The organism is Nocardia bhagyanarayanae, from assembly GCF_006716565.1.
Taxonomy (GTDB): Bacteria; Actinomycetota; Actinomycetes; order Mycobacteriales; family Mycobacteriaceae; genus Nocardia; species Nocardia bhagyanarayanae.
This window is the reverse complement of sequence record NZ_VFPG01000001.1, coordinates 4,594,697-4,609,876: the sequence shown is the minus strand read 5'-3', so window position 1 is coordinate 4,609,876 and position 15,180 is coordinate 4,594,697. Positions and strand designations below refer to the sequence as shown.

Annotated in this window: 14 protein-coding genes; 6 read left to right on the top strand and 8 right to left on the bottom strand. The window is 67.6% G+C overall.

Translation table 11 applies throughout. From position 1 onward, the window contains the following. The first annotated feature begins 124 nt into the window (after window positions 1–124). On the top strand, window positions 125–343 hold the full coding sequence (locus tag FB390_RS19860) for a hypothetical protein (protein WP_141810279.1): 219 nt from the start codon (window positions 125–127) through the stop codon (window positions 341–343). A 646-nt stretch (window positions 344–989) separates the two neighbouring features. Here FB390_RS19860 and FB390_RS19855 read toward each other — a convergent pair. From FB390_RS19855 to FB390_RS19845, 3 genes are all read right to left on the bottom strand, one after another. After that, entirely contained in the window at window positions 990–1,634 is a 645-nt protein-coding gene (locus tag FB390_RS19855) for a DJ-1/PfpI family protein (RefSeq protein WP_246124110.1), read from the bottom strand. Between the two features lie 488 nt (window positions 1,635–2,122). Next, window positions 2,123–3,283 carry an alkane 1-monooxygenase gene (locus tag FB390_RS19850; protein ID WP_246124109.1) on the bottom strand — a complete coding sequence of 387 codons (1,161 nt, stop codon included), beginning with the start codon at window positions 3,281–3,283 and terminating at the stop codon, window positions 2,123–2,125. A 674-nt stretch (window positions 3,284–3,957) separates the two neighbouring features. Further along, a complete protein-coding gene (locus FB390_RS19845) occupies window positions 3,958–5,268 on the bottom strand; it encodes a lipase family protein (protein WP_185757095.1) in 1,311 nt (436 codons plus the stop codon). Between the two features lie 274 nt (window positions 5,269–5,542). On the opposite strand from FB390_RS19845, the gene FB390_RS19840 reads away from it, so the two are divergent. Together FB390_RS19840 and FB390_RS19835 are read left to right on the top strand one after the other, a co-directional pair. Beyond that, a complete protein-coding gene (locus FB390_RS19840; RefSeq protein ID WP_141810276.1) occupies window positions 5,543–6,148 on the top strand; it encodes a ClpP family protease in 606 nt (201 codons plus the stop codon). Next, window positions 6,145–6,738: a ClpP family protease gene (locus tag FB390_RS19835; protein ID WP_141810275.1), complete on the top strand. Its 594-nt coding sequence runs from the start codon at window positions 6,145–6,147 to the stop codon at window positions 6,736–6,738. Before FB390_RS19840 ends, FB390_RS19835 begins: the two co-directional genes overlap by 4 nt. Before the next feature lie 5 nt (window positions 6,739–6,743). On the opposite strand, the gene FB390_RS19830 is transcribed toward FB390_RS19835, so the two are convergent. After that, on the bottom strand, window positions 6,744–7,112 hold the full coding sequence (locus FB390_RS19830; RefSeq protein WP_141810274.1) for a helix-turn-helix domain-containing protein: 369 nt from the start codon (window positions 7,110–7,112) through the stop codon (window positions 6,744–6,746). Between the two features lie 130 nt (window positions 7,113–7,242). Here FB390_RS19830 and FB390_RS19825 point away from each other — a divergent pair, with 130 nt between their 5' ends. Beyond that, window positions 7,243–7,902 carry a class I SAM-dependent methyltransferase gene (locus tag FB390_RS19825; RefSeq protein ID WP_141810273.1) on the top strand — a complete coding sequence of 220 codons (660 nt, stop codon included), beginning with the start codon at window positions 7,243–7,245 and terminating at the stop codon, window positions 7,900–7,902. A gap of 3 nt (window positions 7,903–7,905) precedes the next feature. Here the strand turns inward: FB390_RS19825 and FB390_RS19820 are convergent, their stop codons facing one another. Next, entirely contained in the window at window positions 7,906–9,006 is a 1,101-nt protein-coding gene (locus FB390_RS19820; protein ID WP_141810272.1) for an epoxyqueuosine reductase, read from the bottom strand. A gap of 206 nt (window positions 9,007–9,212) precedes the next feature. Between FB390_RS19820 and FB390_RS19815 the strand changes: the two genes are divergently transcribed. Further along, window positions 9,213–12,545 (top strand): serine/threonine-protein kinase, encoded by a 3,333-nt coding sequence (locus FB390_RS19815; RefSeq protein ID WP_141810271.1) that lies wholly within the window; start codon window positions 9,213–9,215, stop codon window positions 12,543–12,545. 13 nt (window positions 12,546–12,558) lie between these two features. On the opposite strand, the gene FB390_RS19810 is transcribed toward FB390_RS19815, so the two are convergent. Further along, window positions 12,559–13,143 (bottom strand): HdeD family acid-resistance protein, encoded by a 585-nt coding sequence (locus FB390_RS19810; protein ID WP_141810270.1) that lies wholly within the window; start codon window positions 13,141–13,143, stop codon window positions 12,559–12,561. Between the two features lie 57 nt (window positions 13,144–13,200). After that, entirely contained in the window at window positions 13,201–13,614 is a 414-nt protein-coding gene (locus tag FB390_RS19805; RefSeq protein WP_141810269.1) for a VOC family protein, read from the bottom strand. A 196-nt stretch (window positions 13,615–13,810) separates the two neighbouring features. Here FB390_RS19805 and FB390_RS19800 point away from each other — a divergent pair, with 196 nt between their 5' ends. Continuing rightward, the gene (locus tag FB390_RS19800) at window positions 13,811–14,785 is read left to right on the top strand and encodes a glycosyltransferase family 9 protein (protein WP_141810268.1); all 975 of its coding nucleotides are present in this window, start codon (window positions 13,811–13,813) and stop codon (window positions 14,783–14,785) included. A 4-nt stretch (window positions 14,786–14,789) separates the two neighbouring features. Here the strand turns inward: FB390_RS19800 and FB390_RS19795 are convergent, their stop codons facing one another. Then, window positions 14,790–15,107 carry an ArsR/SmtB family transcription factor gene (locus FB390_RS19795; RefSeq protein WP_141810267.1) on the bottom strand — a complete coding sequence of 106 codons (318 nt, stop codon included), beginning with the start codon at window positions 15,105–15,107 and terminating at the stop codon, window positions 14,790–14,792. Window positions 15,108–15,180: the final 73 nt, after the last annotated feature.

The window sequence follows — 15,180 nt, the reverse complement described above, 5'->3', positions numbered from 1 at the left end:
ACGGTCCTCGTGATACCCACCCACCAGCGGGCTTAACCGGTCGCCACCCTTGTGATACCGAACTAGAAGCGCCAGTCACGTTTTGGTCACAGGCAGGACGGGTACCACAACCGGCATGACTCCGATGAACGATCGACCTGCACAGATCGTCGGCATCGAACGCGGAACCGCCGTGCTCGGCGGCATCATCGCGCTGGCTCTCGGCTGCGGAGTAGCGGTCATGACCGGGTCCCTATCCGCCGCCCTCGGCGCCTTCGCCGCCGTCTGCATCGGCATGATCGTGCTGGTGCCCCCCATCGGCCGCCCACCCCGCCGACCAACCAACCCGCTTCGCGTTTCGTAACTTTCGCCCGAGGTGCTGCGAGTTCCCGAAACTCCGCGGCCCACACCTCCACCTGACGGCACACACCGTCGCACCCCCGGCCGAAGCCGCGGCACGAAACCGAACCCGAACCCCCAACCACCATTTGACTACCGTCGATAGAGAAATGGATTCGACGGTAGTCAAATGGTGGTCCCGAGCACCCCAACAACCACCATTTCTCTCCCGTCGATTTCCGACCTACTCCATCCCGGGCCAACGCAACTCAGCCAATCCGGCTCGGCTGCCCCGGGCCCGCCCCGGCGCGGCGCAGCGAGCCCAAGCCCCACCCGGCCCGGCTTTGCTCGCCCGCGCCATCCCAGCACAGCTCGGCGCGGCTCGGTCCACCACCGTCGACACAACTCAGCCCGCCCAGGCCCACCCAACTCGCCTCGGCGCAACTCGCACCACCGTCAGCGCGATCATCCGATTTTCATTTGCCCCGACACGGTTTGCTTCCCCGAACCAGGACACTGCCCGTCCTAACCAAGCGCCGCGTAATCCGACCGAGTGTGCGCACGTCACAGAGCAGTTCATGACCGCCTGCGCGGGCGGCGACCCAACGCCCTCGAACCAGCTCCGGCTGAACCGATCCGGCATCAATCGAAGGCACCCTGCCGGTGATCGGTCATGCTAAGGAGCCTGGGCCAACCGCAGTGGAAGTCCATTCCGTACCAGCAGGAGGTTCTGGATCGTATTGAACGATCCGGCGGACCTGCCGCGCGCGTTCCGTCCCGGCCAGCCGCTGGACGAGTCGCAGTGACATATCGAGGCCAGCGGAAACCCCTGCGGCGGTGATGATATCGCCATCGTCGACGTAGCGATCGCCGGGACGGACCTCGATCGTCGGATCCACCGAAGCAAGTCGGTCGATTGAACGCCAATGGGTGGTCGCCGGCCGACCGGCGAGCAGCCCGGCGGCGGCGAGCACCAAGGCACCGGTACACACGCTGGCGATCAGCGGCGTAGTTGCGCGTTGTGCTCGCACCCAAGCCAGATGGTCGGAGTCCTGCATCATCGGGCGAGTGCCGCGCCCTCCGGGATAGACGAGCACATCCCGGGCGGGAGCGGCGGCAAGGCTGTGATGCGGAATGATGGTCATTCCCTTGGCGCACTCGACCGAGTCGCCGCGATCGGTGAAAGTGAAGACCTCGTACCCGTCGCCCGGAAAGTACTCGGTCCAGCACGACAAAATCTCCCACGGACCTATCGCGTCGAGCTCCTCGACGCCGGGAAACAGCAGAATCCCGATCCTCTTCAGTCGCTCGGTCACGAGTCGCACCCCCTGTCGACCAGGCAGGCCCCGCCTGCCGCCATCGAACAGCATCACATCAAGCCAGCACGCCAAGGTCAACGTTCAGCGATGTCACATGGGCAGGCCTCGAAGATGTCGCGCGACTCGGCACTGTCGGCGCGGCCAGCTCTCTCGGCTCGGCCGCGTCCGGCGACCAAGGTCCACTCGGCTAGGCACTGCTTGGGAGCGGCAGACCCGCCGACTCCTGGGGTCGACACCACCCGGACTGCACGCCGCCGACGGCCATTCAGAATCGGCGTCGTCCGACCCGGAAGCCCGCCCGGCTCCGCAGCGACCCGGTGCGGCGGACCCGCTCGGCTCCGCACCGTCCGGCGCGGGCCGCTCGGTGGTTCTTCGGCTCGGCGCCGCATCTCATCGCATGCGCCGGTCGAAAGCCCCGGGCTCGGTACGGGTTTGCACGGCATGCCCGGGTGAGGCCCGGTACGGCCCCCGACCGGGCCCCGCGGTCAGCGGGTGGCGTAGCCGCGGGGGCCCGGGGTGGGGGTGCGTTTGGGCGGGCGTTTGTGGTTGATGAGGGTCATGTCGCCGTTGTAGTGGGCGATGACGCGGTGGTCCATGACGGCGCGCCAGAGTGGGGGGATGGCGGCCAGGACGACCATGGTGGCGTAGCCAGCAGGTAGCTGGGGGGCCTGTTGCGAACTGCGCAGGGTTTGATAGCGGCGGCCCGGGTTCGCGTGGTGGTCGCTATGGCGCTGCAGGTGGAACAGGAAGATATTGGTGACCAGGCGGTCGCTGTTCCAGCTGTCGCGCGGCGAGCAACGCACGTAGTTGCCGTTCGGGCGGCGAGCGCGCAGGAGACCGTAGTGCTCGACGTAGTTCACCGTCTCCAGCAAGCCGGCGCCGATCAGCGCCTGCAGCGCGAGGAAGGGAATGACCTTCGGGCCGAAGAGCACGATCATCGAGCCGAAGAGCGCGATGCTCATCGCCCACGCCTGCAGCAGATGGTTCTCCAGGGTGAACCAGCGCTTGCCCTTGCGAGAGAGGCGTTCCCGCTCCAAGGCCAGCGCCGAGCGGAACCCGCCGAGCATGCTGCGCGGCAGGAACTCCCACAGTGTCTCGCCGAACCGGCCGCTCGCCGGGTCCTCCGGCGTCGCGACGCGCACGTGGTGGCCGCGGTTGTGCTCGACGAAGAAATGGCCGTAACCGGATTGCGCGAGCGCGATTTTCGCCAGCCACCGTTCCAGGTGCTCGACCCGGTGACCGAGCTCGTGCGCGGCGTTGATGCCGATACCGGACACCACGCCGAGGGTCACGGCGAGCCCGAGCTTGTCCGCGAGGCTCAATTCCGTTCTGGACCACAGATATCCCGCGATCATCAGACCGATGAACTGCATCGGCAGGAAAAGGAATGTGCACCAACGATAATAACGATCGTTGGACAATGCCTCGTAGTCCTCGTCACGTGGATTGCTACCGTCGTCACCCACCGCCCAGTCGAGCAGCGGAATGGCCACGAACACGATGATCGGACCGATCCACCAAAACAGTTCCAGCCCAGTATGAGCCACCAGTTGTGAGGGGAGTAGTGCGCACCCCGGTGCGATCAATCCGAATACCCAGAGGTACCGCTTGGGGTCGCGTGCTTGCGTATTTTTGAAGACCGTCATAGCCATCCCGCTGGTTGCAACAGAACAACACCCGTCTGAGTGTGCCGTCGATAACGGTTACGCTAGAACTCGTTGCTCTAGGATAACTGTTTGCTGGCAGTAATCCAGCAAACCGAGAAAATAGCCTCCTGACCGGGTGACTTCGCCCCGCGATATCGCACACCGGCGACCGGTCGACGCGGACGGACCGAACATAGGTGGGCCGGACGAAATCTCGCCCGCGAACCGCGTGAAGTGGTGCAATGCCCCTGTATACGGGCACCTCACCGCGAACGGGACCGGCGAGTTCACCATGAGCTCGAGCCTCCGTCCATGGCCACCGGCAGATGCCTACCGCGCGCGATTGTCGCGATATCGCAACGAAATGAACAATTCCCGTAGTACGCGATGTCCGTCTCCGCTCGAAAGTCTGGCAATCATGCCGCGAATGATTCTTCGCCCCGAACACTCACCCACGGCAGCCGGCTGGGCGGGGCCTTCATCGCCGGACTGCGACCCCCACGCCCCCAACAGGGTTCGAAAACGACCCGACCAACTCGGCGTCCGCGCCGAAGCACGACGTCCTCCAGCCGAGCGCCCCGGACAGCCCCATCACGAACGAATGCGCGGCACAATCGGGACATCGTCCACCCCACAGGGATACGCCCGACGCCCGAATGTGCCGCGCATCCGCGCTACGGCAGCGCCCCGCAGTTGGTCGGCGCAGGAACATCCGAGAGCCGATCCATCATCCACTGCTGGGAGGCGATCAGGGCCGGGAAGAACGCCAGCACGTGGGTGCCGATGATCCCCGCCATGCTGGGAATCTGACTGTTCGCGTCCAGCTGAACCGGCACGCCGCGGCTGCACCAGCTGGCCGCCATGGCGTGGATGGGCGGGAAGGGCGCGCCCTCGTCGTTGGCCGCCGAGGCGATCAGCACGGGCACCTCCGGGGTGAGTCCGCCGAGCCGCTGCTCGTCGAAGGCCTCCTTCAACGCCGGGGACTGGTCGATCACGGCCGTCAGCGGCTGCCCGCTCACGGTCCACTGGGACGTGTGCGCGTGCAGCTGGGCCAGGCCCATCGGGACGGCGCACTTGCCGAGCGATTCGTTCAGGATCGCCTTGCCGGTGTCGTTGAGTTCGGCGTCGAGCACCGGACGGACCGACGGGTAGTTGGCGGCCATGCCGTTGAGGATCCAGGCGTAGGTGGGCGCGATGTTGGACCGGCCGTCGTTGTGCCCGATGAAGTACTGGTCGTCCACGACAGGGCCGCCGACGTAGGCGCCGCGGACGTTCAGATCAGGCGCGTAGCTCGACAGCAGTTCGGCCGCGCCCGCGGAGGCCATGCCGCCCTGGGAGTATCCATAGAGGATGACCGGCGCGTTCGGGCCGAGGCCGCTGCCCGGCAGCTGCAGCGCCGCCCGCGCGGCGTCCAGCAAGGAGTGCGCTTGCGCCTTGCGGTTGAGGTAGTCGTGCACCGCGGGCGTGCCGAGGCCGTGGTAATCGGTGATCATCACCGACATGCCGCGCGACAGCAGCGAGCTGATCGCGAGCAGGTCGTATTCGAAGATCAAGTCGCCGGGCGGCTGATAGGAGACGACCTGCGACATCAGCTTCGAGGGCGCGCACTGATCGCCCTGGCCCTTGGTGCCGCCCGCGTACGCGACCAGCGGACGCTCGCCAGGACCGAGCCACGGCACGGCGGGCTCCAGATACGTGCCGACCACGGCGGTCGGCGCGTCTTGGGCATCGTTGCTGACGTACATCACTCGGGTCGCGCGCGCCGGGACCATTCCGGGTTGCCCGGGAGCCGACAGCGCCACCACCGACGGTTCCGCGCGCAGGATGTTGCCCGGCGCACCGCCGATCGGCGGCGGAACGTAGAAATCGGCGACGGCTTCCGTCGCCGGATCCGTCCATGTTGGTGCTGCGGAAACCGCCCCGCTGCCGACCACGGTGAGGGTTCCCGTCAAAACTGCGGCCAAGCTGAGTAATCGACTCCTCACGATTCGATCCTTCCTTCGATTGGGAAGAGCCATGGCAACTAGAATCGGATATCGAGATTATCCGGATTGCCGACATTAGGCAGCACAACGCGCACCGTATTTCCGGGAAAGGCGCTTCGGAGCGCCAATTTCCCCGCCTCTACAGCGACAATCCCGCCGAGAACACATGTTTGGCGGCGTCGTGCGAATACTCCGGCCGCCGCGCTGCTGTGAGCAGATCTGCCCAGGGCAGCATCGGCCCATTTCCCCGGTCCGGCTGCGGCACGGTGAAGGCATGGCTCACGACGACAAGACCCCGCTGTTCAGCTGGCGCGCCAGGGAGCAACTGCTCGGCCGCCGCGTCCTGGTGCTCGACGGACCCCTCGACGACGACAACGGGACGCTGCTTGCTACACAGTTGCTGACCCTCGCCGCCGAGAACGACGAAGCCGGCATCTCGCTCTGGATCCACTCGCCGGGCGGTTCGGTTCCCGCCATGCTCGCGATCCGCGACGTCATGCGGCTCGTACCGTGCGAGGTGTCCACGCTCGCTCTCGGATTGGCGTGTAGTGCAGGTCAATTCCTGCTCTCGGCGGGCAGCAGAGGCAAACGCTTCGCGCTGCCGCACGCCAGGATCCTGATGCACCAGGGTTCGGCGGGGATCGCGGGCACAGCCGTCGACGTGGAGGTCCAGGCCGACGACCTGCGCCACACCGTGGAAACCGTCCTCGGCCTCATCTCCGCCGACACCGGCCAGCCCTTCGAACGGATTTACGAGGACTCCCTGCACGACCGGTGGTTCACCGCGAAGCAGGCCAAGGAGTACGGATTCATCGACCACATCGTCGACAGCTTCGGACAGGTCGTCCCCCAACGCCAGCGAATCGGGATCTCGGCATGAGTACCTACACCATCCCCAACGTCATCGCTCAGCATCCGCGCGGCGGCGAGCGCATCACCGACATCTACTCGCACCTGCTCGCGGAACGCATCGTCTATCTGGGCACGCCGATCGACTCCGGCGTCGCCAACGCGCTGATCGCCCAGCTGCTGCACCTGGAATCGGAGAGTCCCGAACAGGAGATCCAGTTCTACATCAACTGCGAGGGCGGCGATCTGACCTCCATGCTCGCGATCTACGACACCATCCAGCACATCGGCGCGCCCGTGCACACCACGTGCGTCGGCCAGGCTATCGCCGTCGGGGCGGTGCTGCTCGCGGGCGGTGCGCCGGGGCACCGCGCGATGCTTCCGCACGCCAGGGTGGTGCTGCATCAACCCGCGGCGCGCGGCCAGGGCGCGATTCCGGACCTGATCCTGCAGGCCGACGAGCTCGTGCGGATGCGCGCGGAGATCGAGTCGATTCTGGCCCGGCACACCGGGCAGTCGGTGGAGCGGCTGCGCCACGACACCGACCGGGACCGCGTCTTCACCGCGCAGGCGGCCATCGACTACGGACTGGTCGACACCGTGCTGCAGCCGCGGGGCTGACCGGCTCAGGCCGCGCGGAGCAGCATGGTCGGCGCGGCCTTGGACCGCCGCTGGTAGGCGTGCCGCCGCCCGCGCAACTCCTCGGCGACCTGCTCGGTCAGCCCGCCGAGGGTGGTGCCGAGCGCACCGGCCAACGCCGCGATCATCTCGCTGGACGGCTCCTTGCGCCCGCGTTCGACCTCCGAGAGGTACTGCGGCGAGATGCCGGCCCGGCCCGCGGTTTCCACGAGCGTCTCGCGCTGTTCCTGCCGCAGCGCGCGCAACCGTTCGCCGAGCGCCTCGCGCCACAGCGGTTCCGGAGCGGACGGCTCGGGTCGCCGAGTTCGGTCGTCGCGGCCACCGGGGATCGAGTGCAGTCTCGGATGCTCGGTCATGGAGGAAGCGTACGTTCGGACCCACGGTGTTCGGCTAGTCATTACGCTGTGGGCGTACGGGACCGGCGCGGTAGCCGCCACCGCACCGGATCCTTGACCTGAACCCCGGTTGAGGGTGCACGCTGGAGCCATGACTCAGGCTCCGGAATTCTGGAACACCGTCTACGACAACGACACCGCCCCCTGGGTGATCGGGGAACCGCAACCGGCGATCCTCGCGCTCGAACGGGACGGCTGGATCAGCGGCCGGGTGCTCGATCCCGGCACGGGCGCGGGTGAGCACACCATCGCGCTGACGAAACTGGGCTACGACGTGCTCGGCGTGGATCTGTCTCCGAGCGCGGTCGCCTACGCCCGGCGCAACGCCGCGGACAAAGGTGTCCCGAATGCCCGGTTCGAGGTGGTCGACGTGCTCACGCTCGCCGACGCGGACGACGACCGGCTCGGCGTCTTCGACACCGTGGTCGACAGCGCCCTCTTCCATGTCTTCGGCACCGAACCCGAGGCGCGTGCCGCCTATGTGCGCGGGTTGTTCCGTGTGTGCAAGCCCGGCGGACTCGTGCACGTCCTCGCACTCTCGGACATCGAGGAAGGTTTCGGTCCGCGGATCAGCGATTCGCTGATCCGCGAATCGTTCGCGGGCGAGGGCTGGGAACTCGAAGAACTCGTTCCCTCCACCTATCGCGGGCGGGTCACCGAAGTGGTGGCCGAGGACGCGGCCCGCCACAACCTGCCCACCGAGGGCCCGGTCGACGTGGTCGCCTGGCTGGCGCGTATCCGGCGGATCTGAGCGTCAGTCCGGCGCGGTGCGCGGCCGTGGTCGCGGGCCGATCTGGTCGAGCAGATCGTTGACCTCGTCCGGGAATCCGTTGGTGACCGGCTTCGGTGTCTTGTTCGGGAACCGCCGCGTGACATGCTCCTCGGCGGCGGATCCCGGCAACACGTACACGGGTTCCTCCTTGTTCTGCAACGGACGGACGACCTCGTCGAGGTGGCCCTTCCGGTTGTCGAGGAAGCCGCCGATCACATCCTCACCCGCCGGGCAGACGGCCATGCAGTAGCCGGCCTTGTAGTTGGGTTTGAACGACAGGCTCTGCCACATCGAGAAGGACTCGCCGGTGGTCACCCGCTCGCGGTACTCGTCGCGGTCGGCGCTGTCGGCGACGGTTTCGGCCCAATCGGTGAAGCCGCCCATGAACTCTCGATAGTTGTGCGTGTAGCAGGCCTGGAAGTCGAAACCACCGTCGGTGGTGATGGCGCCGACCGGGCACGCGGACACGCACAGCTTGCACTCGAGGCACGGGTTGAATGCCAGCGGTGGCGTCGGCTCATCGATCACCGCGTCGGTGACCACCGTGCCGAGCAGGACGAAGTTGCCGAACTTCGGGTGAATGATGTTGCGGTGTATGCCCATAACGCCCAGACCGGCGGCCTCGGCCACCACCTTGTGCGCGATGACCCAGATCCGCCCGGGAAACCGATCGACCTCCATCGGATATCCCGGCGCGGGATAGACGGCGCGATAGCCGGCGTCCTGGAGTGCCCTGGTGATGCGACGTGATACCTCGTTGGTCTCGTCGTCGGCGTGGTTGAACTCGGTGTTGGCGAGGCTGCGCATCGGGCTGCGCAAGTTGTCTCGGTTCATTCGCACGCAGAAGGACACGAAAGTCTTTGCCGTGGGTAGGATTCCGCGCGCGTGCTCCAATTCCACGGCCACCCTCGGATCGTCCACCGAGACGAAGCCGACATCGTCGGCGCCTGCGGCCGAACAGATCTCGCGAAGGCGCGCGGTGTCGAGTACCGGATCGGGCGTCGTCCGCCCCCGCTCGGCGATCCGCTGCACGGTCGGATGCTCGGCCAGCCGCCCCGTTGGTTCCTGGTCTTGTGTCGACATCGGGCCCTCCTAACCCTCGGCGAGACCGACGCGGCCTCCTGAGGGTAGACGTGCCGGAGCGGCGAAACTCATCGCTCTTTCCCGCTCATGGGCGCATCGAGAGTTGCGGAGCCGTTGCCGAGCCCTCGATCGGAGTTATCCTCGGGAAGCAGGAACCGACCCGCAGGGCCGGGTCACCACGAGCACGCCTGGAATCGAGGCCGACGATGGCCGACATGCAGCCGACACAGCGCAGTCCGTCCTCCGGGGTCGTCGCGGATTTGAACGCCGAAGGGTTCGAGGAGGCGGAAGAGATCGGACGCGGCGGCTTCGGCGTCGTGTACCGCTGCAAGCAACCCGACCTGGACCGGATCGTGGCCGTCAAGGTGCTGACCTCGGATCTCGACGCGGAGAGCATGCAGCGGTTCATCCGGGAGCAGCAGGCCATGGGACGGCTGTCCGGACATCCGCACATCGCGGCCGTCTTCCAGGTCGGCACCACCAGCAGCGGGCACCCGTATCTGGTCATGCCGTACCACGCGCGCGGCTCGCTGGAGCAGCGGATCAGGAACTTCGGCCCGCTCGACTGGACCGCGACGCTACGGCTCGGCGTCAAGATGGCCGGGGCGCTGGAGGCCGCGCACCGGGTCGGCACCCTGCATCGCGACGTGAAACCCGGCAACATCCTGATCACCGACTACGGCGAACCGCAACTGACCGACTTCGGCATCGCCCGCACCGCGGGCGGTTTTCGGACGACAACCGGAATCATCACGGGCTCACCGGCTTTCACCGCGCCCGAGGTACTGCGTGGTGAGCCGTCGACGCCCGCGTCCGATGTATACGGCCTCGGTGCGACGCTGTTCTGCGCGCTCACCGGGCACGTCGCGTACGAGCGCCACACCGGCGAACAGGTGCTCGCCCACTTCCTCCGGGTCGCCGCGCAGCCGATCCCCGATCTGCGCGCGGAGGGCATGCCCGACGATGTCTGCACCGCCATCGAGCACGCCATGGCGGGCGACTCCGCGCAGCGGCCTGAGTCGGCGCTCGCCCTCGGCGAGGAGCTGCGCGCGGTGCAGGAGCACCGCGGGGTCCCGGTCGATGTCATGGTGTTGCCGATCGCGCCCGGCCCGCGGAAGCCCCCGCCCGCCGCGACGGTTCGCCGCCGCGAACGACCCACCGCTCCCCCGACCCCGGCGACGAAGTACCGTCCGCCGACTCCGGCGCGGACGCCCATCACCAGAAAGCGCCTGCTCGATCTGCTTCGCTCGGGCTCACGCAAGCGGTTGACGTTCATCCACGCGCCGAGCGGGTTCGGCAAGACCACCCTCGCGGCCCAATGGCGCGACGAGCTCGCGAACGCGGGCACGCCGGTCGCCTGGCTGACCGTCGACGAGGACGACAACAACGTCGCCTGGTTCCTCGCGCACCTGGTGGAGGCCATTCGCGGCCCGCGCCCCAACCTCGCCGACGAACTGGATCGCGTTCTGGAGGTCCATCCCGACGATGCCGAGCGGTACGTGCTCACCGCGCTGATCGACGATCTGCACTCGCACGACGACCGGGTCACCGTCGTGCTGGACGACTGGCAGCGGGTGACCGACGAATCCTCGCTGGCGGCAGTCCGTTTCCTGCTCGAGCACGGCTGCCACCACCTGCCGATCATCGTGACGAGCACGTCCCGCTCGGGACTTCCGCTGAGCCGGCTGCGCATCGACGGCGAGCTGGAGGAAATCGATTCGAGCGCGTTGCGTTTCGACGTCGACGAGGTGCGGCACTTCCTGGCGGAGGCGGGCGGGCTGCACTTGTCGGACGCCGATGTCGAAGCACTGACCGAGACCACGGACGGCTGGGCCGCGGCGCTGCAATTGGCGGTGTTGTCGTTGCGCGCGGGCGACGATCCGGCACACCTGGTCGACAGCCTGTCCGCACATGCCGACATCGGTGAGTTCCTCGCCGAGAACGTGCTGGACGCGCTGGAACCGGACATGCTCGAATTCCTCACGAAGACTTCGATATGCGGGCGAATCTGCGGTGCGCTCGCGTCCGCCGTCACGGGTGACGAGCATGCGCGCGCGATGTTGGAGGACATCGAGGACCGCGGGTTGTTCCTGCAACGCATCGACCCGAATCGCGAATGGTTCCGGTATCACCAGCTTTTCGCGGGATATCTGCGCCGCCGCCTGGAGCGGGACCGTTCCGAGGAGATCGAGGCGCTGCACTATCGGGCATCGGAGTGGTTCGCGCGGCACGAACTGCTCAATGACGCGGTCGATCACGCGTTGGCCGCCGGAAACCCCGACCGCGCGGTCGATCTCATCGAGCAAGGCGGCGGGTACCTGCTGGAGCGGTCCAAGATGACGACACTGGTGGGCATCGTGGCCAAGCTGCCCCCACAGTCGATCCAGTCGCGACCCCGTATCCAACTGTTCCTCTCCTGGGTGTACCTCGTCCTGCGCAGGCCGGAACCCGCCGCCGCGGCGCTCGCCCGCTTCACGGCCGCGCTCGACCAGGCCGAGCTGACGGACGCCGAACGCGCGGACCTCCGCGCCGAGGCCGATGTGCTCGCGGGCACCAGGGAGATGTTCGCCGATCGAATCGAGCAGGGAGACCGGCTGATTCGCGCCGTACTGTCGCGTCTCGACGACTTCTCCCCGCGGGTGGCGGGCGTGGCGGTCAACATCGCCGCGATCGCCGCGATCCATCGCTTCGATTTCGACGCCGCGCGCCGATGGCAGCAGCGGGCCGTGCCGTATCACGATGCGACGGGTCCCTTCCTTCGGGTGTACGGCCGCTGCTTCGCGGGCATCGCCGAGCGGGAGCAACTCCTGATCCCGGCGGCCGACGAGGCGTTCCGCGACGCGGTGGAGTTCGCGACGACGACCATGGGCCCGCACTCGCACGCGGCGCGGCTCGCGAGCGCGCTGCTCGGCGAATTGCGTTACGAGACAGGCGATGTGGACACCGCAGCGGAACTCCTCTTGGAGAGCCTGGGATTGGCGGAGGAAGGCGGCGGCGGCGTCGATTTCATGATCGCCACCTATGCGACGGGAGCGCGGGTCGAGGCCGTCAGGGGCGATCTCCGTGCGGCCGCGAAGCGGTTGAACGACGGCATGGCGAGTGCCGAACGGATGGCGCTGCCACGGCTCGCGGCCCGGTTGCGCAACGAGCGAATCCGGTTGGGTCTCGGTCTCGCACCCGACGAGATCGAGCGCCTCGTCGGTCGGCGAGAACTCCGGCACGACGACGGGATCGCCACGCTCATCGCCGAACTCGACGAAGACTCCGCGATCCGGCTGCTGCTCACGGCGTACCCGCCGGACCGGCACGACGAGGCATGCGAGCGGGCGCGCGCCCTGCTGACGAGCATCGAGTCCGCACCTCGCCCGCTGGCCGCCGTACGCGCCCGGCTGCTGCTCGGCACCGCTCTGCGCCGCGCGGGCCGGGCGGAGGACGCGGCGCGGGAGCTGGCTGCCGCGGTGGCGACGTGCGACGAGGCGGGACTGGTCCGTCTGCCGATCGATGCGATGCGTGACCTGCCCGGCCCCGACGCTCGCTGACTCGCCGAAGCGATCAGGCGACGGCTTCGGTCAGACGCCGGAAGTCCTTGCGGACGCCGAAGGCGGTGATGATCTCCATGATGCCGAGCACGATCAGCCAGATGCCCGCGACGAGGGTCAGGGTGGCCACGGAGCTGACCGGCCAGATGATCAGTACGACACCGGCGATCGCGGTGATCACGCCGAAGAAGCCTTGCCAGCCGCGTCCGGGCAGGTCGGGATCAGAGGCGGCAGCCACCAGCACGGCCACGCCGCGGAACAGCCAGCCGATACCGATCCACAGCCCGAGCAGCAGGATCGAGGCGAGCTCGTCGCGGAAGCAGAACACGCCGATGATGATCGACAGCACGCCGCTGAGGAAGTACAGCACCCGCATGCCCGCGCTCTTGGTCGCGCCGAACGCGGCCACCAGCTGCAGCACACCGGCGATCACCAGGTAGATGCCGAAGAGGATGCCCGCGACCAACAGGGTCTTGTCCGGCCACACCAGAATCACCACACCGAGGATCACCGAGAGGACACCGGTGACCAGAACGGTTTGCCAGGCGCTCTTCGCGAGCGCCTGAGCAGGTCCATCGACCACACTGTTTGTCGTCATGACCAGATGTTATGCCGGGCGGCGCTGGTTTTCTGGACATTTGCTACACGGCGCGGGTCAGCCCTCCGGCGAGACGATGTTGACCATCCAGGCGATGCCGAACTTGTCGCGGCACATCCCGAACTCGTCGCCCCACATCTGCTTCTCCAGCGGAACGGTGACCACGCCGCCCGCGCTCAGCTTGTCCCAGTAGCCGCGCAGTTCCTCGGCGTCGTCGCCGCTGAGGCTGATCGAGATGCTGCTGCCCGGCTGGTACTCCATGCCGGGCGGGGTGTCCGACGCCATCAGCGTGAACCCGCTCGGCGTCTCCAGTTGACCGTGCATGACCAGTTCGGCGCCGGGCGATTCCTTGTCGCCGAACTCGCCGAAGGTGTTCACGGCCAGGGTGCCGCCGAACACGTCGCGATAGAACTCGAGGGCCGGGCGCGCGTTGTCGCCGAAGCCGAGGTACGGGTTGAGCTTGGAGACCATGGAATGCTCCTTAGCTGTAGTTGCCGCCACGTGCGAGGGTACTGCCGCGCTGCGGAGAGTGGCGTGGATAACGCTCGACGGGCTCCACGTTTACCGCCGGAGCGCCATGGGAAGTCATCCGTAAGTGGCTCTCGTCGTTGAACACCTGCGGGGTGGGGGTCGCATTTCGTGAGTCTCGGGTTGCTAGGAGAAGAGGGTGGCGGTTGTACTCGTGCTACAGGCACGCGGACTCGGTGATCTGCTCACCGCGGTCCCGGCGCTCCGTGCGCTGCGACGAGCCAAGCCGAGCGACCAGATCGTCCTCGCCGCGCCGCACCGGCTCAAGCCGATCGTCGACCTGATCACCTCGGTGGACACCATGGTCCCCACCGCCGACGTGAGCGCGCTGCGCTGGGACGGACCGTCGCCGCAGCTGGCGGTGAATCTGCACGGGCCGAGCGCCGAGAGCGTCGTCGAGCTGGTCAAGACCGACCCGGCACGGATCCTGACCTACCGTAATCCGGCCTTCCCCGAGCTGCGGGGCCCGATCTGGCAACCGGATATGCACGAGGTGGAGCGGTGGTGTCACCTGCTCGAATCCGACGGCATCGTGGCCGACCGCCGCAACCTGGGCCTGGTGCCTCCCGTGTCCACCAACAGCCGCCGCGACTGCGTCGTCGTGCACGTCGGGGCGGGCGCTCCCGCGCGGCGCTGGCCGCCGGACCGGTTCGCCGCGGTCGTGCGGCACCTGCTGGTGCTCGGCCGCGAGGTGGTGCTCACCGGTGACGAGTTCGAGCGGGACATCGCGCTGAACGTCGCCGCGCGGGCCGGACTTCCCCAGGCGAACGTGCTCGCCGGCGACCAGAACCTCATCGACCTCGCCGCCACCGTCGCCGAGGCGGCGCTGGTGATCAGCGGCGATACGGGCGTCGCGCGGCTGGCCACGGCCTTCGGCACCCGCACCGTCCTGTTGTTCGGCCCGACGCCGCCGCGCTGGGGCGGACCGCCCCCGCATCTGCTCGCCAGGCACATCGTGCTGTGGGCGGGTCAGACGGGTGATCGATATGCCGATACGCCCGATCCCGGCCTGCTGCGCATCGGGGTCGGCGAGGTCGTCAGCGCGGTCGAGAAGCAACTGAACCAGCGCAACTCCGCCGCGGCGCGGCGCCCGGCCTACCGCAGGGTGGGCTGATTCCTCATCGCTCGGCGCGCGCCTCACTCAGCGCGGCCGCGTAGGCCGCCAGCGCGCTCGGCCAGAACTGTTCGAGGTAGTCGCGCGCGTCGCCGAGGCCGCGCGGATCGAGCGTGTACACCCGCCGAGTGCCTTCCGGACGCACCATGACCAGCCGCGCCGCCCGCAGCACCTTCAGGTGCTGGGAGACCGCCGAGCTGCTGACGCCGACCAGGTCGGCCAACTCCCCCACCGACTTCGGCGCGTGCGGCAGCGCCTCGAAAATCGCCCGCCTGGTCGGCTCGGCCAGCGCCTCCAGTGCCCGAACTCCGTTAGTCGCCACTTAAACATTGTGATCAACTAGCAATTAGCTGGTCAAGATCGCCTATTACCCAATTTCCCCAGGTCGGTAACAC

What these genes read in the sequence shown, in the direction of transcription:
- FB390_RS19860 (WP_141810279.1), top strand. Translation starts at nt 125, where the DNA reads ATGAACGATCGACCTGCACAGATCGTCGGCATCGAACGCGGAACCGCC.
- FB390_RS19850 (WP_246124109.1), bottom strand. Translation starts at nt 3,283, where the DNA reads ATGACGGTCTTCAAAAATACGCAAGCACGCGACCCCAAGCGGTACCTC.
- FB390_RS19840 (WP_141810276.1), top strand. Translation starts at nt 5,543, where the DNA reads ATGGCTCACGACGACAAGACCCCGCTGTTCAGCTGGCGCGCCAGGGAG.
- FB390_RS19835 (WP_141810275.1), top strand. Translation starts at nt 6,145, where the DNA reads ATGAGTACCTACACCATCCCCAACGTCATCGCTCAGCATCCGCGCGGC.
- FB390_RS19830 (WP_141810274.1), bottom strand. Translation starts at nt 7,112, where the DNA reads ATGACCGAGCATCCGAGACTGCACTCGATCCCCGGTGGCCGCGACGAC.
- FB390_RS19825 (WP_141810273.1), top strand. Translation starts at nt 7,243, where the DNA reads ATGACTCAGGCTCCGGAATTCTGGAACACCGTCTACGACAACGACACC.
- FB390_RS19820 (WP_141810272.1), bottom strand. Translation starts at nt 9,006, where the DNA reads ATGTCGACACAAGACCAGGAACCAACGGGGCGGCTGGCCGAGCATCCG.
- FB390_RS19815 (WP_141810271.1), top strand. Translation starts at nt 9,213, where the DNA reads ATGGCCGACATGCAGCCGACACAGCGCAGTCCGTCCTCCGGGGTCGTC.
- FB390_RS19810 (WP_141810270.1), bottom strand. Translation starts at nt 13,143, where the DNA reads ATGACGACAAACAGTGTGGTCGATGGACCTGCTCAGGCGCTCGCGAAG.
- FB390_RS19805 (WP_141810269.1), bottom strand. Translation starts at nt 13,614, where the DNA reads ATGGTCTCCAAGCTCAACCCGTACCTCGGCTTCGGCGACAACGCGCGC.